Origin of the sequence: Pseudarthrobacter oxydans (genome assembly GCF_030812335.1) — a bacterium.
Taxonomy (GTDB): Bacteria; Actinomycetota; Actinomycetes; order Actinomycetales; family Micrococcaceae; genus Arthrobacter; species Arthrobacter oxydans_B.
The window spans coordinates 1-26,015 of the sequence record NZ_JAUSSN010000004.1 but is presented as its reverse complement, the minus strand read 5'-3'; the positions used below and the strand labels follow the sequence as shown (position 1 = coordinate 26,015).

Annotated in this window: 23 protein-coding genes, 2 tRNA genes and 1 pseudogene; 15 read left to right on the top strand and 11 right to left on the bottom strand. The window is 67.8% G+C overall.

Features of this window, described 5'->3' with window-relative positions:
* Positions 1-32 precede the first annotated feature (32 nt).
* Positions 33-446 carry a thioredoxin gene (gene trxA, locus J2W14_RS07635; RefSeq protein ID WP_307460719.1) on the top strand — a complete coding sequence of 138 codons (414 nt, stop codon included), beginning with the start codon at positions 33-35 and terminating at the stop codon, positions 444-446.
* Between the two features lie 133 nt (positions 447-579).
* Here trxA and J2W14_RS07630 read toward each other — a convergent pair whose 3' ends face one another.
* On the bottom strand, positions 580-858 hold the full coding sequence (locus tag J2W14_RS07630; protein ID WP_307460717.1) for a putative quinol monooxygenase: 279 nt from the start codon (positions 856-858) through the stop codon (positions 580-582).
* A gap of 101 nt (positions 859-959) precedes the next feature.
* On the opposite strand from J2W14_RS07630, the gene J2W14_RS07625 reads away from it, so the two are divergent.
* Positions 960-2,636, top strand: a complete 1,677-nt coding sequence (locus J2W14_RS07625; RefSeq protein ID WP_307460714.1) for an AMP-binding protein — start codon at positions 960-962, stop codon at positions 2,634-2,636.
* Here the strand turns inward: J2W14_RS07625 and J2W14_RS07620 are convergent.
* The 4 genes from J2W14_RS07620 to J2W14_RS07605 form a co-directional block, all read right to left on the bottom strand.
* Positions 2,633-3,394, bottom strand: a complete 762-nt coding sequence (locus tag J2W14_RS07620; protein ID WP_370871240.1) for an ABC transporter permease — start codon at positions 3,392-3,394, stop codon at positions 2,633-2,635. The genes J2W14_RS07625 and J2W14_RS07620 overlap by 4 nt on opposite strands.
* Before the next feature lie 50 nt (positions 3,395-3,444).
* Complete coding sequence (locus tag J2W14_RS07615) at positions 3,445-4,413, bottom strand: ATP-binding cassette domain-containing protein (RefSeq protein WP_307460709.1); 969 nt, start codon at positions 4,411-4,413, stop codon at positions 3,445-3,447.
* A 165-nt stretch (positions 4,414-4,578) separates the two neighbouring features.
* Positions 4,579-4,815, bottom strand: a complete 237-nt coding sequence (locus J2W14_RS07610) for a hypothetical protein (protein WP_307460707.1) — start codon at positions 4,813-4,815, stop codon at positions 4,579-4,581.
* Between the two features lie 3 nt (positions 4,816-4,818).
* Positions 4,819-5,658, bottom strand: a complete 840-nt coding sequence (locus J2W14_RS07605) for an SDR family NAD(P)-dependent oxidoreductase (protein WP_307460704.1) — start codon at positions 5,656-5,658, stop codon at positions 4,819-4,821.
* 147 nt (positions 5,659-5,805) lie between these two features.
* On the opposite strand from J2W14_RS07605, the gene J2W14_RS07600 reads away from it, so the two are divergent.
* Positions 5,806-6,711, top strand: coding sequence for a helix-turn-helix transcriptional regulator (locus J2W14_RS07600; RefSeq protein ID WP_307460701.1), 906 nt, complete (start codon positions 5,806-5,808; stop codon positions 6,709-6,711).
* 31 nt (positions 6,712-6,742) lie between these two features.
* Here J2W14_RS07600 and J2W14_RS07595 read toward each other — a convergent pair whose 3' ends face one another.
* Positions 6,743-7,735, bottom strand: a complete 993-nt coding sequence (locus J2W14_RS07595) for a DNA-3-methyladenine glycosylase family protein (protein WP_307460699.1) — start codon at positions 7,733-7,735, stop codon at positions 6,743-6,745.
* 175 nt (positions 7,736-7,910) lie between these two features.
* Between J2W14_RS07595 and J2W14_RS07590 the strand changes: the two genes are divergently transcribed.
* The 7 genes from J2W14_RS07590 (at position 7,911) to J2W14_RS07560 (ending at position 15,467) form a co-directional block, all read left to right on the top strand.
* On the top strand, positions 7,911-8,342 hold the full coding sequence (locus J2W14_RS07590) for a VOC family protein (RefSeq protein WP_307460695.1): 432 nt from the start codon (positions 7,911-7,913) through the stop codon (positions 8,340-8,342).
* Between the two features lie 130 nt (positions 8,343-8,472).
* Positions 8,473-9,858: a cystathionine beta-synthase gene (locus J2W14_RS07585; RefSeq protein ID WP_307460691.1), complete on the top strand. Its 1,386-nt coding sequence runs from the start codon at positions 8,473-8,475 to the stop codon at positions 9,856-9,858.
* Between the two features lie 91 nt (positions 9,859-9,949).
* A complete protein-coding gene (locus tag J2W14_RS07580) occupies positions 9,950-11,167 on the top strand; it encodes a cystathionine gamma-synthase (RefSeq protein ID WP_307460688.1) in 1,218 nt (405 codons plus the stop codon).
* A gap of 6 nt (positions 11,168-11,173) precedes the next feature.
* Positions 11,174-12,466: a glycosyltransferase 87 family protein gene (locus J2W14_RS07575; RefSeq protein WP_307460685.1), complete on the top strand. Its 1,293-nt coding sequence runs from the start codon at positions 11,174-11,176 to the stop codon at positions 12,464-12,466.
* Between the two features lie 82 nt (positions 12,467-12,548).
* On the top strand, positions 12,549-13,121 hold the full coding sequence (locus tag J2W14_RS07570) for a winged helix-turn-helix transcriptional regulator (RefSeq protein ID WP_307460681.1): 573 nt from the start codon (positions 12,549-12,551) through the stop codon (positions 13,119-13,121).
* Positions 13,118-14,485 carry an MFS transporter gene (locus J2W14_RS07565; RefSeq protein WP_307460677.1) on the top strand — a complete coding sequence of 456 codons (1,368 nt, stop codon included), beginning with the start codon at positions 13,118-13,120 and terminating at the stop codon, positions 14,483-14,485. The genes J2W14_RS07570 and J2W14_RS07565 overlap by 4 nt, the downstream gene beginning before the upstream one ends.
* 160 nt (positions 14,486-14,645) lie before the next feature.
* On the top strand, positions 14,646-15,467 hold the full coding sequence (locus J2W14_RS07560; RefSeq protein WP_307460674.1) for an SDR family oxidoreductase: 822 nt from the start codon (positions 14,646-14,648) through the stop codon (positions 15,465-15,467).
* A 9-nt stretch (positions 15,468-15,476) separates the two neighbouring features.
* Here the strand turns inward: J2W14_RS07560 and J2W14_RS07555 are convergent, their stop codons facing one another.
* Positions 15,477-16,685 (bottom strand): acyl-CoA dehydrogenase family protein, encoded by a 1,209-nt coding sequence (locus J2W14_RS07555; protein WP_307460670.1) that lies wholly within the window; start codon positions 16,683-16,685, stop codon positions 15,477-15,479.
* Positions 16,686-16,947: 262 nt separating this feature from the next.
* Between J2W14_RS07555 and J2W14_RS07550 the strand changes: the two genes are divergently transcribed.
* From J2W14_RS07550 to J2W14_RS07535, 4 genes are all read left to right on the top strand, one after another.
* The gene (locus J2W14_RS07550; RefSeq protein WP_307460666.1) at positions 16,948-17,601 is read left to right on the top strand and encodes an MOSC domain-containing protein; all 654 of its coding nucleotides are present in this window, start codon (positions 16,948-16,950) and stop codon (positions 17,599-17,601) included.
* 391 nt (positions 17,602-17,992) lie between these two features.
* Positions 17,993-20,137 carry a DEAD/DEAH box helicase gene (locus J2W14_RS07545; RefSeq protein ID WP_307460663.1) on the top strand — a complete coding sequence of 715 codons (2,145 nt, stop codon included), beginning with the start codon at positions 17,993-17,995 and terminating at the stop codon, positions 20,135-20,137.
* A gap of 233 nt (positions 20,138-20,370) precedes the next feature.
* Positions 20,371-20,442: transfer RNA gene (locus J2W14_RS07540), tRNA-Thr, on the top strand.
* 62 nt (positions 20,443-20,504) lie between these two features.
* Positions 20,505-20,581 (top strand) — tRNA-Met (locus J2W14_RS07535).
* A gap of 1,058 nt (positions 20,582-21,639) precedes the next feature.
* On the opposite strand, the gene J2W14_RS07530 is transcribed toward J2W14_RS07535, so the two are convergent.
* The 3 genes from J2W14_RS07530 to J2W14_RS07520 form a co-directional block, all read right to left on the bottom strand.
* Positions 21,640-22,062 (bottom strand): hypothetical protein, encoded by a 423-nt coding sequence (locus J2W14_RS07530; protein WP_307460660.1) that lies wholly within the window; start codon positions 22,060-22,062, stop codon positions 21,640-21,642.
* A gap of 729 nt (positions 22,063-22,791) precedes the next feature.
* Entirely contained in the window at positions 22,792-23,154 is a 363-nt protein-coding gene (locus tag J2W14_RS07525) for a cupin domain-containing protein (protein ID WP_307460657.1), read from the bottom strand.
* 221 nt (positions 23,155-23,375) lie between these two features.
* Complete coding sequence (locus tag J2W14_RS07520; RefSeq protein ID WP_307460655.1) at positions 23,376-24,293, bottom strand: CPBP family intramembrane glutamic endopeptidase; 918 nt, start codon at positions 24,291-24,293, stop codon at positions 23,376-23,378.
* A gap of 417 nt (positions 24,294-24,710) precedes the next feature.
* On the opposite strand from J2W14_RS07520, the gene J2W14_RS07515 reads away from it, so the two are divergent.
* The gene (locus J2W14_RS07515; protein ID WP_307460652.1) at positions 24,711-25,370 is read left to right on the top strand and encodes an SDR family oxidoreductase; all 660 of its coding nucleotides are present in this window, start codon (positions 24,711-24,713) and stop codon (positions 25,368-25,370) included.
* A 297-nt stretch (positions 25,371-25,667) separates the two neighbouring features.
* On the opposite strand, the pseudogene J2W14_RS07510 reads toward J2W14_RS07515, so the two are convergent.
* Positions 25,668-26,015 (bottom strand): annotated as a pseudogene (locus J2W14_RS07510) (lysozyme); the annotation flags it as partial.

The window sequence follows — 26,015 nt, the reverse complement described above, 5'->3', positions numbered from 1 at the left end:
ACAAGCCGGGGCTGCTCGCGTACCGTTGACCCATGGCTACCGTAGACATTACAGGTGAACAGTTCGCATCTACCGTCGAGGACAATGACATTGTCCTCGTTGATTTCTGGGCCGAATGGTGCGGCCCGTGCAAGCAGTTCGGCCCCACATACGCCGCAGTGTCCGAGAAGCACCAGGACGTCGTCTTCTCCAAGGTGGACACCGAGGCCGAGCAGCAGCTCGCGGCCGAGGCCGGCATTACGTCCATCCCGACGCTGATGGCGTTCCGCGAGAAGGTGCTCGTGTTCTCCCAGCCGGGCGCGCTGAATGCCCAGCAGCTGGAGCAGGTCGTGGACGCCGTCAAGGCCCTCGACATGGAGGAAGTCCACGCGCACGTGGCCCGGTCCCAGGCCGAGGCCGCCGCCGCGTCCGGCAAGCAGGACGGCAGCCAGATCCCGGAGGCCTAAGCGCCACCGCTCTCCGGGAAACAGCAACTCACCGGCAAACAGCAACGCGGGGTCACTCCGCGCCCATAATCTTCGGATTTAGGGGCGCGGAGCGACCCCGCGTTGCTTTGTTCCGTCGTGGTTCCGGGTCCGGCTAGAGCTTTACGAGTTTGACCGGCTCGGCCAGCAGGGCGCTGAGGGATTCGTTGAGGTCCTGGACCGCGGTGCCTTTGGAGTGCTTGTCCAGGTCCTCCTGCGAGGCCCACCGCTCGGTCAGGACCAGTTTGTCCTCGCTGGCCTCGGTGAGCTCGTAGCGGATGCAGCCGGGCTCGTTGACCACCTCGTCAATCGCGATCTCCAGCGCGAGCTTCACACGGAAGAACTCGCCGTCGTTGGGGATGAAGATGGCCTGAAGGTCAATGGGTGCGCTCATGGTTTTTACAATACCGGGCGGGGGCCATGTGTCCCGAAGATTTCGTAGGACATCCAAGCTTTACTCTTCTTTTGGGGGCCGAGTGTTGGTAGCGTCACATCATGCTTGCATACACAGCCGGGGACACTGACGTCCCGCTGCTCGAGGAAACCATCGGCGACAATTTCGAACGGGTCGTGGCCCGGTTCCCCTACCATGACGCCCTGATCGAGGCCGCGGCGGTGCCGGGGGAAGAGGCCCGGCGCTGGAGCTACACCAAGCTGAACGACGACGTCGACCGCGTAGCACGCGCGCTGCTGGCCCTGGGCGTGGCCAAGGGGGACCGGATCGGCATCTGGAGCCCGAACTGCGCCGAGTGGACCATCCTGCAGTACGCGACGGCCAAGGTCGGGGCGATCCTGGTCAACGTCAATCCCGCGTACCGCAGCCACGAGCTGGAATTCGTGGTCAAGCAGAACGGCATGCGGATGCTGGTCGCGGCGCCATCGGACCGCAACAGCGACTACACCGTCATGGCCCGGCAGGCGCTTGCCGAATGCCCGGAGCTGCGCGAACTCGTGTTCCTGCCCGACGCCGGCCTGCCCGGCCTCATCGCCGGCGTCCCCGAAACCCCGGCGGAGCGCACCTTCGCGGAGCTGCTCAAGCGGGCCGACGACGTCGCGCACGCCGCGCTGAAGGCGCGCATGGCCGAGCTGGACCCCTACGACGCGATCAACCTGCAGTACACCTCCGGGACCACCGGGTTCCCCAAGGGGGCCACGCTCTCGCACCACAACATCCTGAACAACGGCTACTCGATCGGCGAGCTGATGGGGTACACCGAGCACGACCGGGTGGTGCTGCCGGTGCCGTTCTACCACTGCTTCGGCATGGTGATCGGAAACCTGGCCGCTCTCAGTCACGGCTGCGCCACCATCATCCCGGGCCGGGGGTTCACGCCCGCCGCCGCCTTGGAGGCCGTGCAGGACTTCGGCGGGACGTCGCTGTACGGCGTGCCCACGATGTTCATCGCCGAACTCGCGCTGCCGGACTTTTCCTCCTACGACCTCTCCACCCTGCGCACCGGGGTGATGGCGGGCTCGCTGTGTCCCATCGAGGTGATGAACCGCGTCATCGCGGAGATGAACATGACCGATGTGGTCATCTGCTACGGCATGACCGAGACCTCGCCGGTGTCCACCATGACCCGCAGTGTGGACACGATGGCGCAGCGCACCCAGAGCGTGGGCCGGACCATGCCGCAGCTGGAGAGCCAGGTGGTGGACCCGATGACCGGTGACGTGATGCAGCGCGGCGAGATCGGCGAACTGTGCACCCGCGGATACTCCGTCATGAAGGGCTACTGGAACCAGCCGGACAAGACCGCCGAGGCGATCGACGCCGACGGCTGGATGCACACCGGGGACCTGGCCCGGATGGACGAGGACGGCTACATCGTTATCGAGGGCCGGATCAAGGACATGGTGATCCGGGGCGGCGAGAACGTCTATCCCCGCGAGATCGAGGAGTTCCTGTACACCCACCCGGACATCCAGGACGTGCAGGTGATCGGCGTGCCGGACGCCAAGTACGGCGAGGAGCTGATGGCCTGCGTCATCCTCAAACCGGGTGCCGCCCCGCTGGATGCCGGCAGCCTGGCCGAGTTCTGCCGCGGCAAGCTGGCGCACTACAAGATCCCGCGGTACGTGGACGTGCGCGAGGACTTCCCGATGACGGTTTCCGGCAAGATCCGCAAGGTGGACATGCGGCAGGAAGCGGTGGCCCGGCTGGGCCTCTAGTGCGTGTTCCGGTGGACGGTCCGGATGCCCACGGCAAGCCCGACGGCGGCTGTCACGCCGGCGGCGGCCAACCCGAGCAGCGTGTCCACGCCCACCGCCCCGGCGAAGAGTTCGCGCTCGGCGTTTACAAGGTACGTCAGGGGATTGAACAGGCTGGCCGCCTGCATCCAGTCCGGCCCGGCCTCGATGGGCAGCATAATGCCGGACAGGATCATGAGCGGAAACAGGAGGGTCTGCTGGACGGCCCAGAATATCCACTCCTTGCTCTGCGAGACCAGGGCCAGTGAATAGGACAGCGCTCCGAGTCCGATGCCGAAAATTCCCAGGATGACCAGCCCGAACAGCACGTGAAGCGGGTAGAAGACGAATCCGAAGGGGACGCACACCAGGGCGATCAGGAGGCCCTGCACCACCAGCGGCGCCCACTCCTTGAGCGCCCGGCCGATCATCAGCGAGGAACGGGACAGCGGTGTGGCCAGGATCCGTTCGTAGGAACCGGTCATGAGCTCGTACTGCAGGTTGGAGCCGGTCATGGACGTGCCGAACAGAGCGATCATGACCACGACGCCGGGCAGGAACCACTGCAGCGTCGACTGGCCCCCGAAGGCCGGTGCCCCCACAGCGGATCCGAGAAGAGGTCCGAAGAGGGCGAGAAAGATCAGCGGCTGGAGCAGGGAAAAGACCAGCGAAAAGGGGTCCCGCAGCGGAAGCAGCATCTCGCGCAGGAAGACGTACCAGATGTCCCGCAGGAGCTGCATAGTCCCGGGCTGCTTCACATCGGCGTCGGGCCGCGGGCCGGTCCCGGGCATCAGACCTTCGCCCCTTCCCGCAGGCTGCGCCCGGTCAGTTCGAGGAACACGTCATCGAGGGTCGGCGGCTTCAGTTCCAGGGACAGCGCGGGTGCTCCGGCGTCGTGCATTTGCCGCAGCAGGTCCGGGGCCAGCCGGGAGCCGTGCGTGAGCCGCAGTCGGAACCGGACTACGCCGTCGACCTCGGATTCGTCGAGTCCGCCGTCCGCGGCGGTCCGCTCCAGCAGTCCCCGCACCGCGGCTGCCGACCCCGCGGCCACTTCCACGGCCAGCAGGTCTCCGGCCAGATCCGCCTTGAGCCGTGCGGGAGTGTCGTCGGCGATGATGGTGCCGTGGTCGATCACGACCACCCGCTCGGACATGGCATCCGCCTCATCCATGTAATGGGTGGTCAGCACGATGGTGGTTCCGTGCTCGGCACGCATGCGCATGATGTGCTCCCAGAGATTGGCCCTGTTCTGCGGGTCCATGCCGGTGGACGGTTCGTCGAGGAACAACAGCCGGGGTGAATGCATCAGCCCCAGGGCCACGTCCATCCGCCGCCGCTGGCCGCCGGAGAGCTTGATGACGGTGCGTTTCGCGAGCTCGGTGAGGTCCAGGGACTTGAGCAGCTCATCGGCACGGGCCAGCGCGTCGGCGCTGTTCATGCCGTAGAAGCGGCCCTGCATGACCATCTCGTCGATGACCCGGAAGCTGTGGCCGCCGCCGTTGCCCTGTCCGATGTAGCCGATCCTGGCCCGCACGCCGGCAGGATCCGTTGCGAGGTCCAGGCCCGCCACTCTGGCGGTGCCGGACGTCGGCTTCAGCAGGGTTGTCAGCATACGAAGCGTGGTGGACTTTCCCGCGCCGTTCGGGCCGAGGAAGGCCACGAGTTCGCCGGGGGCCACGTCAAGGTCGATGCCCTTGACCGCCTCGACGGTGTCCTTCTTGACGACGAAGTTTTTCGTGAGCTTATGGGTGTGGATCACTGGTACTCCGGGAAGGTGAGGCCCGGGCGCCCGGGGCTGCCGGGCGCCATGCCGCCACGCTATACCCAACCGGCAGGGCCGTCCACAGGGGTGTTAGCCGAGCTCCACGAGCATGTCGACGGTGTCGGGGAGGGTCTCGAACACACCCAGGTCCGAGGTGATCTCTCACCACACCACCGGCGGTGTGGTGATCGGCGTTCCCTCAGCCGTCCCCTCACCCGGGGCCTCAGCCGGGGCCTCAGCCGGGGCCCCGGCCGGGGCCGACGACGCGGTTGCGGCTGCGGTGGACGGGGTAGTTGCCGCGGTCGGGGATGTGGCGGTGGTCGCGGGTGCGGAGCATGCGGCGAGGGCGATCGCGGCCGTGGAGACGAGGGCGATGAGGGACGGGGATTTCTTCATCATTTCCTAAGCGTTTTCGATGGCCATGGTCGAGGACAGCTCGCGGTGGGCATCAACCTGGTCCAGCAGAAGCTGGGCCTTACGCTCGACGCCGGTGACGACATCCGCTCCGGCGACGAAACGCAGCGGCGGGGTCTCCAGGGCGGCGATCGTGACAAGGGCTGCGCCGAGCTTGGCGGGGTCTCCGCCCTGCTGGCCGTTCATGCTCTTCCAGGCGGCGATCGTCCGGGCGGTGCGCTCGGCGTAGTCGTCGATGGACAGTTCGGGCCAAATGGAAGACGCGCCCTCGACCAGGAGTTCGGTGCGGAAGAAGCCGGGTTCGACGATGGTGGTGTGGATGCCGTAGGGCTGGATGTCGTACTGGAGGGACTCCATCCAGCCTTCGAGGGCGAACTTCGATGCGGCGTAGGCGGCGCAGAACTCCTGGCCGATGATGCCGGCGGCAGAGGTGATGGTGATGACGTGTCCGCCGCGCTGCTTGCGCATTACCGGCAGGATCGCGCGGGTGACGTTCAGCGGGCCGAAGAAGTTGGTCTCCATCTGCCTGCGGAAATGCTCGTCGCTGATCTCCTCGAAGTATCCGGCGTAAAAGTTGCCGGCGTTGTTGACGAGAACGTCAATGCTTCCAAAGCGTCCGACGGCGGCTTCCGCGGCGGCCGCCGCGGCTGCGGCGTCGGTGATGTCCAGGGACAGGGCGAGAAGGTTTTCGTGTTCTCCGAGAGCCGCGGTGACCTTGGGGGCGTCGCGGGCGGTGCCGACGACGCGGTGGCCGGCGTCGAGGGCGGCCCTGGCCAGGTCGACGCCCATGCCGCGGGCGGCTCCGGTTATGAACCAAACGTTGGTCATGATGATGCCTTTCTCGAGTCCAAGCCGCCCGTTCGGGGCGGCTGATGTTTCAAGTCAACCGGCCGGCGCGGGGGCTAGCGAGACCCTATCTAGAGGTTCCCTGACAGGGACCCGCTACCGGGCGCGGGGTGGAGTACCTTCGATTTCATGGACTCCCAGGACGACCTCAGCAAGTTCCTCATCTCCCGCCGGGCCAAGCTCGACCTGGAACAAGCCGGGCTGCCGGACTACGGCGGACGGCGCCGCGTTCCCGGCCTGCGACGAGAAGAAGTTGCCCTCCTGGCCGGCATGAGCTCCGAATACTACAAACGCCTGGAACGCGGCAACGCCAAGGGGGTGTCGGAGGCGGTGGTCGAAGGCGTCAGCCGGGCCCTCCAGCTGGACGAGGCCGAACGCTCGTATCTCTACGAGCTCATCCGCTCAGCCAATGCCGGAGCCCATCCAGGGCGCGGGCGCCCGACCCGCAAAACGCAGGTCAGCTCCAGCCTGCAGCAGACCATCGACGCAATGTCGACCGTCCCGGTGTTCGTGCAGAACGGCCGGCTTGACGCAGTCGCCACCAACCGTCTCGGGAGGGCCCTGTTCTCGGAGATGTTCGACGGATCCCTCCAGCCGGTGAACGCCGCGCGCTTTGTCTTCCTGGATGCCAGGGCACAGTCGTTTTACCAGGACTGGGAAGCCAACACCCGCCAGATTGTCGCACTCCTCCGGGCCGAAGCTGGCCGTGCCCCCTACGACCGCCAGCTCAGCGACCTCGTCGGGGAACTTTCAACCCGCAGTGACCTCTTCCGGAAACTCTGGGGAGCGCACGACGTCCGCGAACACCGGACCGGCATCAAGAGCATCCACCACCCTGTCGTTGGCGACCTCGACCTGAGCTACCTCGCGCTGGACCTCGCGTCCGACCGCACCCTGCAGATGCTGGTGTTCTCCGCGGAACCAGGATCCGCGTCCCACGACGGGCTGCAGCTGCTGGCCAACTGGGCAGACACGCACAACGCCGGGTTCAAAGCCAACGACTCGGCAACCACTAACCTCATCAACGGAAATTGATGCTGCGACGATGGCTGGAAACCGCCAGATGCTAGTGGCCGCGGTGGTCCTGGATGGTCATCCGCGGGCCGAAGGTGGGTTTGCGGAAGCCGCTGAGGCCGATCATCCGGACCACGCGCTGCCGGTGCCCGGCCCACGGGGCCAGTAGCCGGAGCATCCCGGCGTCGTCGGTCCGGCGCCCGGTCAGCGCCGCCCCCACATACGCCGCCAGGTGGTAGTCGCCCACCGCAATCGAGTCCGGGCAGCCGTGCGTGCGCTGCATGACTTCGGCCGCGGTCCACACACCGATGCCGGGGATGGTCTGCAGCTTCGCGGAGGCCTCCGCGGCCGGGAGCGCCGCCAGCCGTTCCAGCGCGGCGGCGGAGCGCAGCGCGCGCATGACGGTCGCTGAGCGCTGCGGGCCCACTCCGGCCTTGTGCCATTCCCAGGACGGGATGCGCAGCCACTGTTCGGGCGTGGGCTGCACCAGCAGGTTCGCCGGCGCAACGCTGCCGGCGCCGGGGGCCTGGGTGCCGAAGCGGTACATCAGGTAGCGGTAGCCGCGCCGGGCCTCGATCACGGTGACCTTCTGCTCCAGGATCGTGGGCACGAGGGAATCGACCAGGCGGCCGGTGGCGGGCAGCCGGACGGCGGGGTTCCGGCGTCGGGCCTCAACCACCATCCGGGGGAGCGTGGCGTGGAACGCGGGCTCATCGAAGGCGGACCAGTCGTCGTCGCGGCCCAGCATCCGCGGCGCGGACGCGGCGGCATCGGCCGCACCCGGCCCCCAGGCCTGGATCTCGACGGCGGGACCCGCCGGCGGGCAGTCCGACGGATAAGCCACCGTCAGCCGGAGCGTGGCCGGACCCGACGGCGTGGTGAACGCCATCCAGAGGCCGTCCGCGGCCGTGCGGATGGACGGGTCGCCGTGGCCCCGCAGCAGCGTCCCGATGGTCTGCATCAGGTCGAAGGGGCCGCCCGGGAGCCAGCGCAGGGAGGCGTCCGCCGCGGCGGCTACGCCGGCGGGGACGTCTGCAATGGTCATCCGACCATGATTCCACGAACGCCTGACAGCGGCCGCCGCTGCCCCCACCACCTGCCCACGGAAAGCATGGGCCGGACGGCCCTTAGCCCCGGGGTTGAGCGGTACTAGACTCCGGCTGTGGCGTGGGCGCCCGCGCCTCGCATTTGGCCCAAATCCCTATTCTAAGGAGAGCGTGATGGCTGGTGGAGTAGTACATTTCGAGATCCCCGCGGACGACGAGAACCGCGCGCGGGAGTTCTACAGGTCGGCGTTCGGCTGGAGAATCGATGCCATGCCGGAGATGAGTTACGCCATGCTCATGACGACGCCGACGGATGAGACGGGCATGCCCTCCGTACCGGGCTCCATCAACGGCGGCATGTTCCGCCGCGAGGGCGAACTCACCTCCCCCGTTGTCACGGTGGACGTGGAGGACATCGACGCCGCGCTGGAGAAGATCAACGCCCTGGGCGGCAGCACTGTCCAGCCGCGGCAGGAGGTCGGCACCATGGGCTGGGCCGCCTATTTCCGGGACACCGAAGGCAACATCATCGGCCTGTGGCAGAACGCTGCGCCGGAGGGAGGCGCCGCCGCAGGGACGACCGCGGCGAACGACATCGGCGCCTAAGGCACGCGGGCCCGCCGGCCCGCCGGCCTCAGTGGATCCCCGTGCTGAACCGGAGGGCCACGACCGCCTCCGGGCCGCCCCGCCGCGCCCGGGACCGCCCCATGCGGCCGGAGACGGTAACTTTGTACCTATGAAGTACGCCCAGTCCGTTCTGGACCTCATCGGCAATACGCCGCTCGTCAAACTGCACCACGTCACCGACGGCATCGGGGCCACGGTCCTGGTGAAGCTGGAATACCTGAACCCCGGCGGTTCCATCAAGGACCGCATCGCGGTGAAGATGATCGAGGAGGCCGAACGCACCGGCAAGCTCCTGCCCGGCGGCACCATCGTGGAACCCACCTCCGGCAACACCGGCGTCGGCCTGGCCCTCGTGGCCCAGCAGAAGGGCTACCGCTGCATCTTCGTGGTGCCGGACAAGGTCGGCGAGGACAAGCGCGCCGTGCTCCAGGCCTACGGCGCCGAGGTCGTGGTGACGCCCACCGCCGTCCCGCCCGACAGCCCGCAGAGCTACTACGGCGTCTCGGACCGGCTCGTCACCGAGATCCCCGGCGCCTACAAGCCCGACCAGTTCTCCAACCCGGCCGCCCCGGCCAGCCACTACGAAACCACCGGCCCGGAAATCTGGCGCGACACGGACGGCCGGATCACACACTGCGTGATCGGCGCCGGCACCGGCGGCACCATCACCGGCACCGGCCGGTTCCTCAAGGAGGTCTCCGCCCACCGCGCGGAGGCCGACGGCGGCGTGGTCAAGATCATCGGCGCGGACCCGGCAGGTTCGGTCTACTCCGGCGGCACCGGCCGGCCGTACTTCGTCGAGGGTGTCGGCGAGGACATGTGGCCCGCCAACTACGACAAGTCCGTCCCGGACGACGTCATCGCCGTCAGTGACGCAGACTCCTTCGAGATGACGCGGCGGCTGGCCCGCGAGGAAGGCCTGCTCGTGGGCGGGTCCTCCGGCATGGCCGTCGTCGCCGCCCTGCGGGTCGCCAAGGACCTGCCGGACGACGCCGTCGTCGTCGTGATCCTGCCGGACTCCGGCCGCGGCTACCTGGCCAAGATCTTCAACGACCAGTGGATGCGCTCCTACGGCTTCCTGGCCAGCGGCGACGACGCCTCCGTGGGCGAGATCCTCAAGGCCAAGACCGGGGAGCTGCCGGACCTGGTGCACATCCACCCGAACGAGAGCGTCCGCGACGTCATCAACATCATGAACGAGTTCGGCGTCTCCCACATCCCGGTGCTCTCCCAGGAACCGCCCGTGGTGATGGGCGAGGTCCTCGGCGCCGTCGACGAGCGCACCCTGACCGCCAAGCTGTTCCGCGGCGAGGCCAAACTCTCGGACAAGATCTCCGAACACATGGAGGCCCGGCTGCCGGTGATCGGATCGCTCGAATCGATCCAGACGGCCCGCGAACTCCTCTCCGACGCGGACACCCTCATGGTGACGTTCGTCGGAGCTCCGGTGGGGATCCTGACCCGCCACGACCTCCTCGCCTACCTGAGCAACTGAAGCCACTGACGCCCGCAACTGACCTCAGCAACTGACCCGGCAGCCGGACCGCCCTTCCGGGGGCGCCGGCCGCCGGCCGAAAGGAACGCACATGTCTTTGCCAGAAAGCTCCGCCGCACCCACCACCGGCTTCAACACCCGCGCCGTGCACGCCGGCCAGGAGTTCGAGCCGCGCACCGGCGCCGTCGTGCCGCCCGTGCACTTCTCCACCACCTACGCCCAGGAAGCGATCGGCGTGCTGCGGGCCGGCTACGAATACGGCCGGGGCACCAACCCCACCCGCGACTCGCTGCAGGAACAGCTCGCCGCCCTTGAGGGCGGGACCGCCGCGTTCTCCTTCAGCTCCGGCCTCGCCGCCGAGGACTCGATGATCCGCGCGCTCACCCGCCCGGGGGACCACATCGTGCTCGGCAATGACGCCTACGGCGGCACCTACCGGCTGATCGCCCGGGTGCTGGGGGAGTGGGGCATCGGCAACACCCCGGTGGACATGTCCAACCTTGAGGCCGTCGCGACGGCCGTGGCGGCGGGTGGTTCAAACGGGGGCAAGACCCGCCTCGTGTGGGTGGAGACGCCGTCGAACCCGATGATGAAGATCACCGACATCGCGGCCCTCGCCAAGCTGGCGCACGACGCCGGCGCCCTCCTCGTGGTGGACAACACCTTCGCCTCGCCGTACCTGCAGACCCCGCTGGCCCTCGGCGCCGACATCGTGGTGCACTCCACCACCAAGTACATCGGCGGGCACTCCGACGTCGTCGGCGGCGCCATCATCGTCAACGACGCGGAGCTGGCCGAGAAGATCGGCTTCGTGCAGTTCGCCGTCGGCGCCATCTCCGGCCCGATGGACGCCTTCCTGACCACCCGCGGCCTCAAGACCCTCGGCGTCCGCATGGACCGGCACAGCGACAACGCGCAGGCCGTGGCCGAATGGCTGCTGCAGCGCCCCGAGGTCGAGGCCGTGCTGTACCCGGGCCTGCCCTCCCACCCCGGGCACGAGCTCGCCAAAAAGCAGATGAAGAAGTTCGGCGGCATGATCTCCGTACAGTTCAAGGGCGGCGAGGCGGCGGCACGCAAGGTGGCCGAGTCCACCTCCGTGTTCACCCTGGCCGAGTCGCTCGGCGGGATCGAATCGCTGATGAACTACCCCTCGGAAATGACGCACGCCTCGGTCAAGGGCACCGAACTCGCCGTCCCGGTCAACCTGATCCGGCTCTCCTGCGGCATCGAGGACGTCGAGGACCTGATCGCCGACCTCGAGCAGGCCTTCGCTCAGCTCGGCTCCGGCGCCGGCGAGTCAGGCAGCTAAGCACCCGTGACCACCACCACCATCAGGGCCACGCCCTCCACCATGCGCGGCTGGCTCGCGACGGCGGCCGGCGCGCTCGCCGTCGTCCTCGCCCTGGTGGTGCTGTACTCGTCCTACATCCCGCTGATGAACGACTTCGAGGTGTACTTCTACGGCGGCAGCCGGGTGCTGCAGACCGGGGAGACCGGCGTCAACGAGCTCTACGCGCCGCGGGACGGGCTGCCGTTCACCTACCCGCCGTTCGCGGCGCTGCTGTTCGCGGCGATGGCGACTCTGGGCCAGGACGGCGGCGGCCTCGTGTTCATCAGCACGGCGCTGCTGGGGGCCGCGACCGTGTCCGCCTGGCTCGCGCGGCACTACTTCCGGCTCGGCGGCTGGCGGAACGCGTTCGCCGACTGGCGCTTCCGGGCCGTGGCCCTGGCCGGCACGGCCGCGATCCTGCTCCTGGGCCCGTGGCGGGACACCTTCGACTTCGGCCAGATCAACATCATCCTGATGGGCCTGATCCTCGCCGACTTCGCGCTCTACGGCAAAGCCCGGGCCGGGGAGATCCGCTGGCCTGCGGGGCTGCTGATCGGCGTCGCGGCCGGGATCAAGCTGACCCCGCTGGCGTTCGGGCTGTATTTCCTGGTCCGCCGCGACTTCAAGGCGCTCGGCTGGATGGCAGCCGGCTTCTTCGGCTCGATCGGCCTTGCCTGGGCCATCCTGCCCACGGCCTCGCACACCTTCTGGACCAAGATCCTGCCGGACACCGGACGGATCGGCGGGCCGGCCTACGTGGACAACCTCTCGGTCAAGGGCCTGCTGCTGCACCTGGGACTCCCGGACTCCGGCCTGACCAGCATGCTGTGGCTGGTGCTCTCCCTGGCCCTGGCCGCCGTGGCCGCGCTCGTGATCGCCTGGGCCGTGGACGCGGACGAGAACTTCGTCGCGGTCTCGGCCACCGCGGTACTGATGCTCCTGATCAGCCCGGTGTCCTGGTCCCACCACTGGGTGTGGATGGCCGTGGCGCTGCCCTGCATGGGCTTCGCGATCCACCGGGTGCCGTCCCGGAACGGCCGGATGCGCCTCGCCGGCTGGATAACCGTCGCGTTCTCGGCCCTGGCCTTCTACCTGACGCCCAAGTATCTGTCCGTCATGGCCGGGGCGGCCGAATGGGGCAAGGACCCGCAGACCCAATGGCAGCTGATCGTGGCGAGCCTCGGTGTGCTCTGCGGGATCGCCATGCTGGTGTTCTGGGCGCTGGCCTACCGGCCCTCCCGCGCCGCGCTCCGCCCGGGGATCAGCATTCGACCCTAGCCCGCCCGTCCCGCCGGCCCCGCCGGCCAGCCGGTAGAGATCCCTCTAGCTTTCTTGAAGATAGTCAGCTAGCTTTGTCGGCATGGCACTTCGATCTGACTGGTCCCAACGGAGCTGCAGCATGGCCCGCGGCCTGGACATCCTCGGCGACCCGTGGGGCATGCTCGTCCTGCGTGAGGTCTTCTTCGGCAACGGCCGCTTCGACGCCATCAAGTCCCGGCTCGGGGCCGCGGATTCCGTCCTCACCAAACGCCTCACGGCACTCGTCGACGCCGGGCTGCTCAGCCGGCAGCCGTACGACGACGGCGGCCGCACCCGCCAGGAGTACGTGCTTACCGCGATGGGGGAGGACGCCCTGCCGGTGCTGAACGCCGTCGTGCTCTGGGCCGAAAAGCATCTGCCGGCGCCGTCCGAGCGGGCCCACATGTTCGTGATCCACACCGGTTGCGGATCGCGCACGACCTCCGCGGACAGCTGCACCGTATGCGGGGAGCGGCTCACGGCCCGCAACACGAGCTGGCACAGCCTGAGCCGGACCCCGGAACCTGTGATCCTCGCCGCCGCGCCGGCTGCGCCCCCGACCCCGGCCGGTACTACACTCCCGGTCCCGGTCCCGTCCGACGCCGCCGCCCACCTGAACGGACCCGCCGCATGAGCGCCCCCGAAACCACTCTGTTGCCCGCGCCCAAACGGCGGATCCACCCCGCCTGGATCGTCGCCGCGGTCGCCTTCCTCGCACTCGTCGGCGCCGCGGGCTTCCGTGCCGCGCCGGGGGTGCTGATGGTGCCGCTGCAGAGCGAATTCGGCTGGTCCACCACGGTGCTCTCGGCCGCGGTCAGCATCAACCTGGTGCTCTTCGGCCTCACCGCCCCCTTCGCCGCGGCCCTGATGGAACGCTTCGGCGTCCGCATTGTCACGTCCGTGGCGCTGGTGCTGATCGGGGCCGGCAGCGCCCTGACCGTGCTGGTCAACGAGTCCTGGCAGATCCTGCTGACCTGGGGGCTGCTGATCGGGCTCGGGACCGGGTCCATGGCGCTGGTCTTCGCGGCGACCATCGCCAACACCTGGTTCGTCAAGAGCCGCGGCCTGGTGATCGGCATCCTCACCGCCGGCAGTGCCGCGGGACAGCTGGTCTTCCTGCCGTTCATCGCCGCCCTCGCCCAGGATGCGGGGTGGCGGCAGGCGTCGCTGCTGATCGCCGCCGGCGCCCTGGCCGTGGTGCCGCTGGTGCTGAAGTTCCTGAAGAACTCACCGGCCGAGGCCGGGGTGCTGCCCTACGGTGCCGACGCGGGGACCGTGCCCGCCGCCGGGCCGGGCGCCGGGCCGGGCGCCGCCGGCACCGCAGGACCGGGCCCCGCGGGCGCCGCCGGAGCCGAGGAACCGAGCCGGAATGCCGCGGTCCGTGCGCTGCAGGTGCTCAAGCGGGCCAGCAGGGTGCGGACGTTCTGGGCGCTCGCCGCCGGGTTCGCGATCTGCGGCGCGACCACCAACGGCCTGATCGGCACGCATTTCATCCCCTCCGCCCACGATCACGGGATGTCGACGACGACGGCGGCGGGCCTGCTGGCCGTCGTCGGGATCTTCGACATCGTGGGGACGATCGCCTCCGGCTGGCTCACCGACCGCTTCAATCCCCGGATCCTGCTCGCGGTCTACTACCAGTTCCGCGGCATTGGCCTGCTGGTCCTGCCGCTGCTGCTGAGCGCGACCGTCCAGCCCAGCATGATCGTGTTCGTGGTGATCTACGGGCTGGACTGGGTCGCCACCGTGCCGCCGACCGCCGCCATCTGCCGCGAGGTCTTCGGCGCGGACGGCAGCGTCGTGTTCGGCTGGGTCTTCGCCGCCCACCAGCTCGGGGCGGCCGCCGCGGCTCTGGCCGCCGGCGCCGTCCGGGACGCCACCGGACACTACACCTACGCCTGGTTCGGCGCCGCCGCGATGTGCACGATCGCCGCCGTCATCAGCGCGACCATCCGCAAGGACACCGCCGCCAAGAAGCCCGCGCCCGTCCCGGCCTAACCGGCCGCGGCAACCAAGGGGCCGGATCCGCGGGAATGGGTCCGGGGTTGGCCCCGTCCAGGGAAGCCTGACGCGGGGCGCCGTCCGCAGGAAACCTGCCGCGGGAAAACCTGCCGCGGGAAAACCTGCCGCGGGAAAACCTGCCGCTAGGCTGGTCCGCATGGATGCCACCCCGCCCGCTGTGCCGCCTGCCGCGCCCCAGCCTCCCGAACACCGGCCTCCGGCGCCCCCGGCGCACCGCAAAACTGTCCTGGTGACCGGCGTCGGCCGGCTGGCGGGAATCGGTGCGGGCATCGCGCGCCGGCTGGCGGCCGACGGCTGGGACCTCGTGCTGACTTACTGGCAGGACTACGACGCCCGGATGCCGTGGGGCGTCCAGCCTGACGACGTCGGACGGCTCACCGCGGAACTCCGGACCGCCGGCGCCGCCGTCGTCGCGCTGCCGGCAGATTTCCAGGACCCGCAGGCCGTGGACGGGCTGATGGCGGCCGTCGCGGCTGAGGCTGGGCCGCTGCAGGGGATGGTGCTCAGCCACGCTGAATCCGTGGACTCCGGCATCCTGGACACGTCCCTGGAAAGCTTCGAGCGGCATTTCGCCGTCAACACCCGCGCCAGCTGGCAGCTGATCGCGGCGTTTGCCCGGCAGGCCCCGCCCGAGGGCGGCGCCATCGTGGCCCTGACCAGCGACCACACCGCCTTCAACCTGCCCTATGGCGCATCCAAGGGCGCGCTGGACCGGATCGTGACCGCGGCCGCGCGGGAACTCGGACCAATGGGAATCAGCGCCAACGTGCTCAATCCCGGCCCGGTGGACACCGGCTGGATGGACCGGACGCTGCGCGAAGAACTGGCCCGGCGCCAGCCCGGCGGCCGGCTCGGCACCCCGGCGGATGTGGCCGGGACGGTAGCGTTCCTGCTCTCACCCGACGGGCGCTGGGTGTCCGGCCAGCTGGTCAAGGCCGACGGCGGCTTCTCCGCCTGACCGCCCGGGCTAGCGGAAGGCGGCCAGCCCGGTGATGTGCTGGCCCAGGACCAGGGTGTGCACCTCGTCGGTGCCCTCGTAGGTGCGCACGGACTCCAGGTTGGCGGCGTGCCGGAGCGGGGAGTAGTCCAGGGTGATCCCGTTCCCGCCCAGGATGGTCCGGGCCTCGCGGGCGATCGCGATCGCCTCACGAACGTTGTTCAGTTTGCCCAGCGAGATCTGCTCGGGCCGCAGTTTCCCGGCATCCTTGAGCCGTCCCAGCTGCAGCGCCACGAGTGTGCCTTTCTGGATCTCGAGCAGCATGTTCACGAGCTTCTCCTGGGTCAGCTGGTAGCCGGCGAGGGGCTTGCCGAACTGCAGCCGCTCCTGCGAATACTTCAGCGCGGCCTCGTAGGAGTCCCGGGCCGCGCCCATCGCTCCCCACGCGATCCCGTAGCGGGCCTCGTTCAGGCAGCTGAACGGCCCACGCAGCCCGCGGGCTGCCGGAAGCAGGGCCTCCGGAGCCAGCCGGACGCCGTCGAACGCGACATCACACTGGATCGAGGCGCGCATCGAGAGCTTCTGTCCGATCGTTGTCGCGGTGACCCCGGGGGTGCGGGCGGGGACCAGGAAGCCGCGGACACCGTCGTCGGTCATGGCCCAGACCACCAGCACGTCGGCCACCGAGGCGAGCCCGATCCAGCGTTTGGTGCCGTCCAGGATCCAGCCGGCGTCGTCGCCCGAGCCGTCGCGGCGGGCGAAGGTCTGCATGGAGGCCGGGTCCGAGCCGGCGGTGGGCTCGGTCAGCGCGAAGCTGCCGATTATTTCGCCGGCGGCCATCCGGGGGAGCCACTCCTGCTTCTGCTCCTCGGAGCCCCACTTGTGGATGGCTGTCATGGCCAGCGAGCCCTGCACGGAGACGAAGGTCCGGATCCCGGAATCGCCGGCCTCCAGTTCCATCGCCGCCAGGCCGTATTCAACGGCGGAGCGGCCCGGGCAGCCGTAGCCCTCCAGATGCATCCCGAGGACACCGAGTTCCCCCAGTTCGGGGGCCAGCTCCAGCGGGAAGACGCCGTCCTCGTACCAGCCGGCGATGCCGGGACGGATCCGCTGCTCGGTGAAATCGCGGACCCGCTCCCGGAGGGCCAGTTCGCCGGCGCTCAGCAGGGAATCGATTGCCAGGATGTCGGACACGTCGGAAACGTCAGATCCAGAGGGAAAACCAGCCTCGGTGCTCATTTCAGCATCCTACGGTCTCGGCGCGGCCGCCGGCCCGGCCTTCCCGCCCAGTTACTTCCGGACACGGGCCCGGATCCCGGCCAACACGCCGGTGTCGCCGGGGAATCGGGGGCTGCGCCGGAATGTAACTGGGCTGGAGCGTCGCGCGGGTCCGGAGCCGGACCGGTTTCGGGGCCGCAGGGGTCCCGGGCCGCGGGTTTGTGTGGCGTGCGGGGGACATGTCCCGTGGGCGGCCCCGGGGGCCCAGGCCTACACTGGTGCCATGGACACCGCTTCTGTGCTCGCCGTCTGCCGCGTACACCAGTTGCTGGACGACCCCGGAACCGTGGGCGTCACAGCGATCGACAAGCGTCCCGTGGCCGGGCCGGTCAGGGTGCACAGGCTCGGGCTGCGCGGCGACGTCCAGGCCAGCCGCGTCCACCACGGCGGCGAGGACCAGGCGCTTTACGCCTACTCCCAGGACGACGCGGACTACTGGGCCGCGGAGCTCGGCCGTGACCTGCCGCCGGGGATCTTCGGGGAGAACCTGCGTATTGCCGGCATCAGCGCCACCGACGCAATCATCGGCGAACGCTGGAAGATCGGACTCGACGTCGAAGTCGAAGTGACCTCGCCCCGCACCCCCTGCGCGACGTTCCAGCGCCGGATGCATGAACCGCACTGGGTCAAGCGGTTCGGCGATGCCGGGCGGGTGGGGACCTATCTGCGGGTGGTGCGGGTGGGCAGCATCCAGGCCGGCGACCACATCCACCGGATCTTCGTCCCCACCCACGGGGTGACCATCGGCAAGTGGTTCAGCGACCCCACGGTCGAGGACATGGAGGCCCTGCGGGACGCCGACGCCGACGGCGAGATCCGCCTCCAACCCGAGTACCACGGGGAGTTCGCGAAGCTTCAGCGCAGCCTCGGGGTGTAGCGGGACAGGCGCCCGTGTGCGCAGGATCACCGCCGTCGTAAGCCCCTGAGTTACCCATGCGCGGATCCATGCCCTACAATTGAACTATCCCCCACTCCGGAAATCCCTTATTTCCTGCCCAATTCTTGAGGCAAGACTGGTAAGTGTTGGGGCCCGCGCATTGAGATGCGGGCATTTTCATAGGGAGAGCCGGCTAAAGAAAACGCTGTACAGACTGCTGGGATAGCAGCCAAGAGATGCAGCGGGAAGTCCTGCCACGGGATTGCGAAAGCGCCGGGCTTCTATGTGACCGGCCGGTCAAAGTATGCCCGGCGATTTCGGTCACGCGTACTGCGGCTCCGCTCACCTCGGGTTGTGCCGCTTGGCCCCTATGGATGAGGATATTTCACCTATGCCCGAAAATCAGAACAACTCCGTCGAAACCGAAACCGTCAACATCGACGTCGAGACTTCTGAAACGGCTGCCCCCGCAGCCGGCTCCGCCCCGGTATTCACCGAGGCTCCTGCGAACAACGACGCTCCGGCTGCTGCCGAAGCCGCACCGCAGGCCGACGCTCCGGCTGCCGCCGAAGCACCGAAGGCCGAAGCCCCGGCTGCCCCCGCGAAGGAAGAAGACGCCGAAGAAGAAGGCGTCAAGTTCGTGGACCTCGGCATCGACGGCCGCGTCCTTGCTGCCCTGCAGGACGTTGGCTACGAGAAGCCGTCCCCGATCCAGGCAGCAACCATCCCGCTGCTGCTCGAAGGCCGCGACGTCGTGGGCCTGGCCCAGACCGGCACCGGTAAGACTGCAGCATTCGCAGTACCGGCGCTGTCCCGTCTGGCCGAGCTCCACGACCTCAACGGCCCGTCCCGCAAGACCCAGGCCCTGGTGCTCGCTCCGACCCGTGAGCTCGCCCTTCAGGTCGCCGAGGCCTTCACCTCCTACGCCAAGCACATCGACGACTTCACCGTCCTGCCGGTGTACGGCGGCTCCGCCTACGGCCCCCAGCTCAACGGCCTGCGCCGCGGGGCCCAGGTTGTTGTCGGTACCCCCGGCCGCGTGATCGACCACATCACCAAGGGTTCCCTCGACCTGTCCGAACTCCAGTACCTGGTACTGGACGAGGCTGACGAGATGCTCCGCATGGGCTTCGCCGAAGACGTGGAGCAGATCTTCCAGCAGACCCCCGCGGGCCGCCAGGTTGCCCTGTTCTCCGCCACGATGCCGAGCCAGATCCGCCGGCTGTCCAAGCAGTACCTGAACAACCCGGCCGAGGTGCAGGTCAAGTCCAAGACCACCACGGGCGCCAACACCCGCCAGCGCTACCTGCAGGTCATGGGCCCGCACAAGCTCGATGCGCTGACCCGCATCCTCGAGGTCGAGCCGTTCGAAGGCGTCATCGCCTTCGTCCGGACCAAGATGGCCACCGAGGACCTCGCCGACAAGCTGCGTTCACGGGGCTTCCAGGCCGCCGCCATCAACGGCGACATCCCGCAGCAGCAGCGCGAGCGTACGGTCGAGGCCCTGCGTGACGGCAAGATCGACATCCTGGTCGCCACCGACGTCGCGGCCCGCGGCCTTGACGTTGAGCGCGTCAGCCACGTGGTCAACTACGACATCCCGCACGACACAGAGTCCTACGTGCACCGCATCGGCCGCACCGGCCGCGCAGGCCGTTCCGGCGACGCGATCCTGTTCATGACGCCGCGGGAGAAGTACCTGCTGCGGTCCATCGAGAAGGCGACCCGCCAGCCGGTGGAGCAGATGCACCTGCCCACCGCCGAGTCGGTCAACACCCTGCGCCTGGGCAAGTTCGCGGAGAAGATCACCGAGACCCTCGCCTCCGAGGATGTTTCGTCGTTCCGCGACCTCATCGCCTCCTACGAGGAAGAGCACAACGTTCCGGCCTCGGAAATCGCCGCCGCACTGGCCGTGATGGCCCAGGGCGGGCAGCCGCTGCTGGTCAAGGAACTGCCTGCTGCTCCTGAATTCCAGAAGCGCGAGCGCGCCAAGGACGGCTTCGGCTCCCGCGGCCCGACCCGCACGCTCACCGAGGGCAACGCCACCTACCGGATCGCCGTCGGACGCCGTCAGCGCGTCATGCCGGGTTCGATCGTTGGCGCCATTGCCAACGAAGGCGGCATCTCCTCGGCCCAGATCGGCGGCATCGACATCCGCGCCGACCACTCCCTCGTGGAGCTTCCGGCGGACCTGAGCGCCGACCAGCTGAAGGCCCTGTCCCGCACCCGGATCGGCGGCGAGCTGATCCACCTCGAGCTGGACAACGGCCGCAAGCCCTCCGGCGAGCGCGGCAGCTACCAGGGTGGCGGCCAGGGCGGCAGCCGCGGCGGTTACTCCGGCGGCAGCGACCGTGGCGGGTTCTCCGGCGGCGGCGACCGTGGTGGCAACTTCAAGGGCAACGGCGGCTTCAAGCGCGAATTCCGCAAGAGCGACGGCGAGCGGACCTCCGCTGACCGTGGCGGACGCTCCTTCAGCGACCGCAACGAACGTGGCGTCGGCTCCGACGCGGCCCGCAAGCCGCGCACCAAGTGGTAACCGTCAGCTGCTAACGCACTGATTCACCCCTGAGAACGGGCCGGCCCAACAGCCGGCCCGTTCTTCGTTAAGTTCCCTTGGTCACATCCGCTCGTCCGGCGGGGTCGCCGGGCTGCCGGCGGACCCTCGCCAGGCCCCTGTGAGCCCGGATTTCCGCCGGTTTTGGCGCTTTCAGGGCGTCCCCGGCGCCGATTTGTTGGGAGCGGAATCTTCCGGTAAAGTATTTACTCGTTGCCCCCCTAGCTCAGTGGTAGAGCGCGTTCTTGGTAAGAACGAGGTCACCGGATCGATTCCGGTGGGGGGCTCTGAATGAGGGCCTGTGTCAAGGCGGTTTTTGACCGGCTTAGCGCAGGTTTTCCTCATTTATGGCGGCGTAGCTCAGTTGGTTAGAGCGCACGACTCATAATCGTGAGGTCGGGAGATCGAGCCTCCCCGCCGCTACCAGATAAGACCCCCGGAATCCTTGAGATCCCGGGGGTTTTTCTGTGACAGCAGATGAGCGATTTCCGAGAGTTGTCTCTGGGATTCCCGGAAATTCCCTACTTTCTCTGGCAGGTGGCTGTTAAATGGCTGCTACTGGGATGGTTTGCCGCCCGACCCCCGCACTCGGACGCGAGGCCTTGAGTGCCCCTGTGCGCTGGCTTTAGGGTCATCGGCGGCTTGCAACCACGGCCAGCGGGACGGAGGGCCTTCAGATGGCCACCTGAGGGGGTAGGGGGAGGTACCGTACGGGGCCGTACCGTACCGGGTTGAAGCGGAGGCCGCCAGGCCGCAGCTTCAGTCGCTTCGCTCCTTCAGCTGCGGGTGCCAAGCGGAACCGACAACCGGGGGCTTTGGAGCCCCCGGGGTCAGAACCGGAATCAACCGTCAAGGCCCCGTTCGGTACGGTACCTCGGGAGGCTCCGCCTCCCTCGGGTAACAAGCGGAATCAACCGTCAAGGCCCCGTTCGGTACCTCGGGGGGCTTCGCCCCCTCGGGTAACAAGCGGAATTTACCGCGTCGAACCCTCTTCGGCTTCGTCAAGGATCCTTTCCAGGACCCTTGACCCCTCCGGGGTGATATGCCCCGGAGCCAATCAGGATCAGGGCCGCGCGTAACCGCGCGACCAGTGCTTCGGTCAAGGCTTCTTTCCGTCGTGCAGGAATTACGGGACGGACTGATCGGCATCTTCAAGAGGCTGGCCAGGTCCCGCGAGCTGCGCCAGTCTTCGCTGGCGCCCATGAGGTAGATGACCCGCGGGTGGCCCGGAGTGCCTTGGCCTGGGACGCTATCTCGTTGGTGCCCTTGCGGATCCAGTACCGCTGCGCGCTCGTCCGTTTCACGATTCTCCGCATATATTTCATTCTTCCGCCCCGGTGGCTCCCACGCTCGCGCCAGTCCTTCCCCCTCCTTCGGCCCGCTGCGCGATTTAGCAGCTGGTTCCGACGCCTCGGGGCGGAACACCTTACACGTCGGACACCCAGCGCGGCCGTACTACTCAATGTAGACCCCCGGCCGGCGGGCTACTTCAGATTCTGCAGCCGGTCCCGGAGCCGGGAAAATATCTCCTCGTCCGTCATCTGCTTCGGGGGCGGCGGGGGTGGCGTCGGCCTGTATGGCGGATCGGCCCGGCCCATGGTTTCCGCGAAGGCGCGGTCCCATGCCCGCTTGTCCAGGAGGGTCTCCTGATGGTTGGCCGGGGTCCACTTCCGCTTGTACCCGGGGGCAGGTACGGGACGCCGCTTGGCCCCGGGGGCAGGTACGGGACGCCGCTTGGCCCTGGGATCCATCTTCGCGTGGAGCACCATGCGCCAGACCAGGAACACAAGCAGGCCGATGATGATCAGGGCCAGAGCGAAGATGACGAGATAGATAAACACCCCCAGGGCGAGAAGCGACCCGAGTGCCACCACCAGGACAAGATCATCGTCACTCTTCTTTGCCATGGCCAACATTAACTTTTCAGCAGCCCATTAGGGAAGGGGCGCGGTTCCGCTACCTGTCCCTGTTTTAGGGTGGGACGGATATATTGGGCGGCCTCTAGGGCTGCAACTGAGGTGGCGGCGACGGACGTATCTGGCAAGTAAATGTCCGGTGATCAGAGACGGTGATCGGTTCAGGGCCGCAGACGGACCGCGCTCGGGAGGAAGGTTGCCAGCACCAGTGCGGCGGCGCGGAGTAATCGGCCGTGACCACACCGCCACGGAGGACGGTGGCAGAAGCATTGGCGCTCAGGGCCTCAGCCTCGGAGCCCAACTGTGACCTTGCGGCGTGTGGGAAAGGGCAAAGCTGCCCGAAGGCTGGAACAGGCCCGCCGGCTCTTCGTCCCTCAACTGTTCAACAGGGCGCCAGCGGCCCTTTTGGTGACGCTGCCAGGCGACGAGGGACTCTCGGCGCCTTGCTCCCGTACCGTAGTCAACAATTCCGCACCCAGGGCCGCTACTGGCCCACTGAGGGGCCTCCCGGCCGGGAGGACTTGGCCGCGCGGCGAGGAGAGTTGGAGCGCCACTTTCATCCCCGCCGCGGGATGCGGCGGGGATGGCCGGCGCTGACCGGGGCCCTGCAATACCTGGGTCGGGGCCCCTGGGGATCATCGGTGTCGCCGCCGGGGTGGTGAGAAGCCCGGGCCTTGGCCGAGGCGTACTTTGGATCCCTGGCGTGCGGGATCCTTGGGCTCAGGGTTTGGCGTAGTCGACGAATCCCTGCCAGTCGATCACGACACAGGGTTCGTCTCCCAACACCCAGGCATCGTGCCCGGGTGCCATCATGGCGAAGTCTCCCGGCCCATACTCCATTTCTTCGCCGTCGTTCATCACGACTTTCATTCGACCGGAGATGAAATATCCCATGTGCGAGGCCTGACAGCTCTCCGTTTTGGCGATCGGTTTGACGTGCTCGGACCAACGCCATCCGGGCAGGAACGTGGCGCGGCCCACGCCGCCCTGTTCCAGGTTGACGAGTTGAAGTTGACCCTTACCACCTTCGAAGGGACGCGTCTCCTCGGGCGAATCGAGGCTTTTACGAATTAGACTTGGCATCTTGACCTCCTATGGTCTGCACTGCCTGCTGTTGTGATTTCCCTTCGGCAACGGCGCGCTGGCGGTGTGTTGGCCCCCTCGGGTGCGGGCGAACTTCAGCTGCCGGCGCCCGGGTAGAGGGCCGGCAACGCACTCAGTTGCCGTGATGATTTATAGACCCATTGGCACCATTTGCCTAGAGCACATTGGTTACGGAGCCGGGTGAGCCCGCGAGTGACCGCTCACGGCGCGTGTCTCTGTCCACGCCTTCCAGTGCTCGTCTCTCCCTGCTGTCCCTTGCGCTGCAGGCGCCTGTGACCCAGCCAAATCGATGCCACCATGAGGCCCAGCACGTCGGCGAAGCCGAGGATGGCGGCCCAGGGAAGCTCGATGTCTCCGGTGTTGAGGTTATTGAAGAACGAACCCAATGGAGTGAGTAAGGGCCACAGGACCAGGGCGTTACGGGTCAGATCGAACGCGACCGCGTAGACGATGCCGAGCCCAAAAAGGAAGACCATGCCCTCGCTGCTCATCCCGTACCCGACGTGGTAAACGGCGTACAGTGCGGCCGCGACTGCTATGCCGGGGGCCCGGCCGAAACTGGCACTGAGGCGGGTCTGCACGAAGCCCCGGAAGAAGACGGTTTCAAAGGCTCCCACCGTCAAAGACATCACCAGCAAGGGAACCCAGCCGGCTGGTTCCGGCAGGGGATACCCGAGGAGCGTGATGGCGAACTGAATGGCCGCCAGAACCGCTCCCAGGGCTACGGCCTGCTTCCAGTTGCCGAGCGACAGTCCCAGGTCGGAGAGTGGCCGCCGGCGTCTTACGGTGTAGAAGACGGGGCCGGCGACGCCCAGGACGAGCCCTGCAGCAAAACACAGAAACAGGCCCAACACGTTCGTAACAGTGAATACGGTAAAGGCCACCCGGAACAGTGCGACGACGGAGATATAGAGGGTCGCCACCACGGCGAGATCCAATTTATCGATACCCTGACGCCGCCAGGCTGCGGGCCCGGAAATCACGGCCAGCAACAGCGCTGAGGCGGGCACCACCAGTCCATAGACCGTCAGGTCGAGGAACGCCAACATCATCATCGCCGCGACCAGCCACAAGCACCACATCCAAGTGCGCCAGCCTCGAACCGCCTGAACGCTCATCAGGGCCGTCCTTCCACGTTAGCTTCAGTTTGGTGCCAGGAGGCCGCCGTCGATAGGGGCTTTGGACGCAGCGCTTCCGCGTCCGGATGATGAGAACTGCCTCCGCGGGCGGCATCTCTAAAGGCCTTTAGCCACTGGCCGCGTAGTGCCGCCGGCGTGCCCGTCATGGCCCCAGATATGAGGAAAGCCTCCGCGCGAGTCCAAAGACTCAAGCGCGGAGGCTCCCGGCTCTCCAAGCTGGGGGGACTGGAGAGCCGATATGAGTCTACTAGCAGAGGCCACTGATCGGCAGTTCATTTGCGTTCCCCCCGGAACCGGTGATCCGGGCCCGTTGCGCTGTCACTCCTGGGGCCTAACCGGGCTTTTTGGCCGCGCAGAGTGATAGGGCAACATGGGGTTGTGGGACAGAATGGGTCCATGACGCGAATCGCAATCATTGGCGGCCACGGCAAAGTGGCTCTGGAACTCTCCCGCATCCTCTCCGCCGAAGGTATGGACGTGACGTCGTTCATCCGCAACCCGGCGCACCGGGAGGACGTCGCGGCCACGGGCGCCGCTCCCGTGGTCCTGGATGTTGAGCACTCGACGACGGCGGAGATCGCCGAAGCGCTCCGGGACCACGACGCCGTGGTCTGGTCCGCCGGTGCCGGCGGCGGGAGCCCGGAGCGGACCTACGCCGTGGACCGGGACGCCGCCATCCGGTCGATGGACGCGGCGGCACAGGCCGGCGTCGGGCGGTACATCATGGTCTCCTACCTCGGCGCCGGGCCCGATCACGGGGTCCCCGAGGACAACAGCTTCTTCGCGTACGCCGAGGCCAAGTCCGCCGCGGACGCCTATCTCCGGGGAACTGACCTGGAGTGGACCATCCTGGGCCCGGGAGCGCTCACTGACGGGCCCGGCAACGGCCTGATCGAGGTCAATCCGGCGGAAGGCTCCGGAGGCGGGGAAACGGCCCGCGCCAACGTGGCCCTCGTCGCGGCGGCGGTGCTGGGCCTGCCCTCCACGGCCGGACGCACCATCGACTTCCGGGACGGCACCCTGCCCCTGGCGGCGGCCCTGGCGCCGGTGAGCTAGCCGGCGCACCAGCTGATGAAAGAGCTGCCGAAGGCAAAGGCGCCGCTGGTCACAACAATGTGACCCGGCTGCGCGCCGAATTGCCAGACGGCAGCATCCGCAACGAAAGGTGTGGGAGAGCTGGCGGCTGCGGCCAGACGGTCGAGCTCGATGCGGCCCCGCCAGGAAGTCGCAGCCTCCCGCCACTGTTTTGCCGTGATGACTGCGGGGACAACAGAAAGGGCCGGATCATTGACGATCCGGCCCTTTCAGTCTCGCTGTGGCTCTCTGCCGGCTGGTGCCGCGGCCTCGGCGCGGTCAGTAAACCCTAGTTTGGCATCCGAGGAGTCGGTTGCCGTTGGATAGCGGCGAGATGGCGATGCCGTAGGAGCAGACGTTATACGTGCCACGTTGTGTGACGGGTATGGCGGCGGCGTACCCGTGGTTGCCGGTGATACCGAGGGCGGTGTTGACGTCGGCCCGTAGTTGGTTTGTGGTGAAGGCATAGCCCAGCGTTTTACCATCGGGCGCTGTGACATAGATGTGGACGGGGTTGGACACGCTGGGATTCCCCGGGTCAACGGTCCATCCGCGGGCGGTTATGGTGGCTCCCGACGCGGTCTTGGCGATTGAGGTGCTGTCCAAATGGCCTTCCGGTGACGGAAC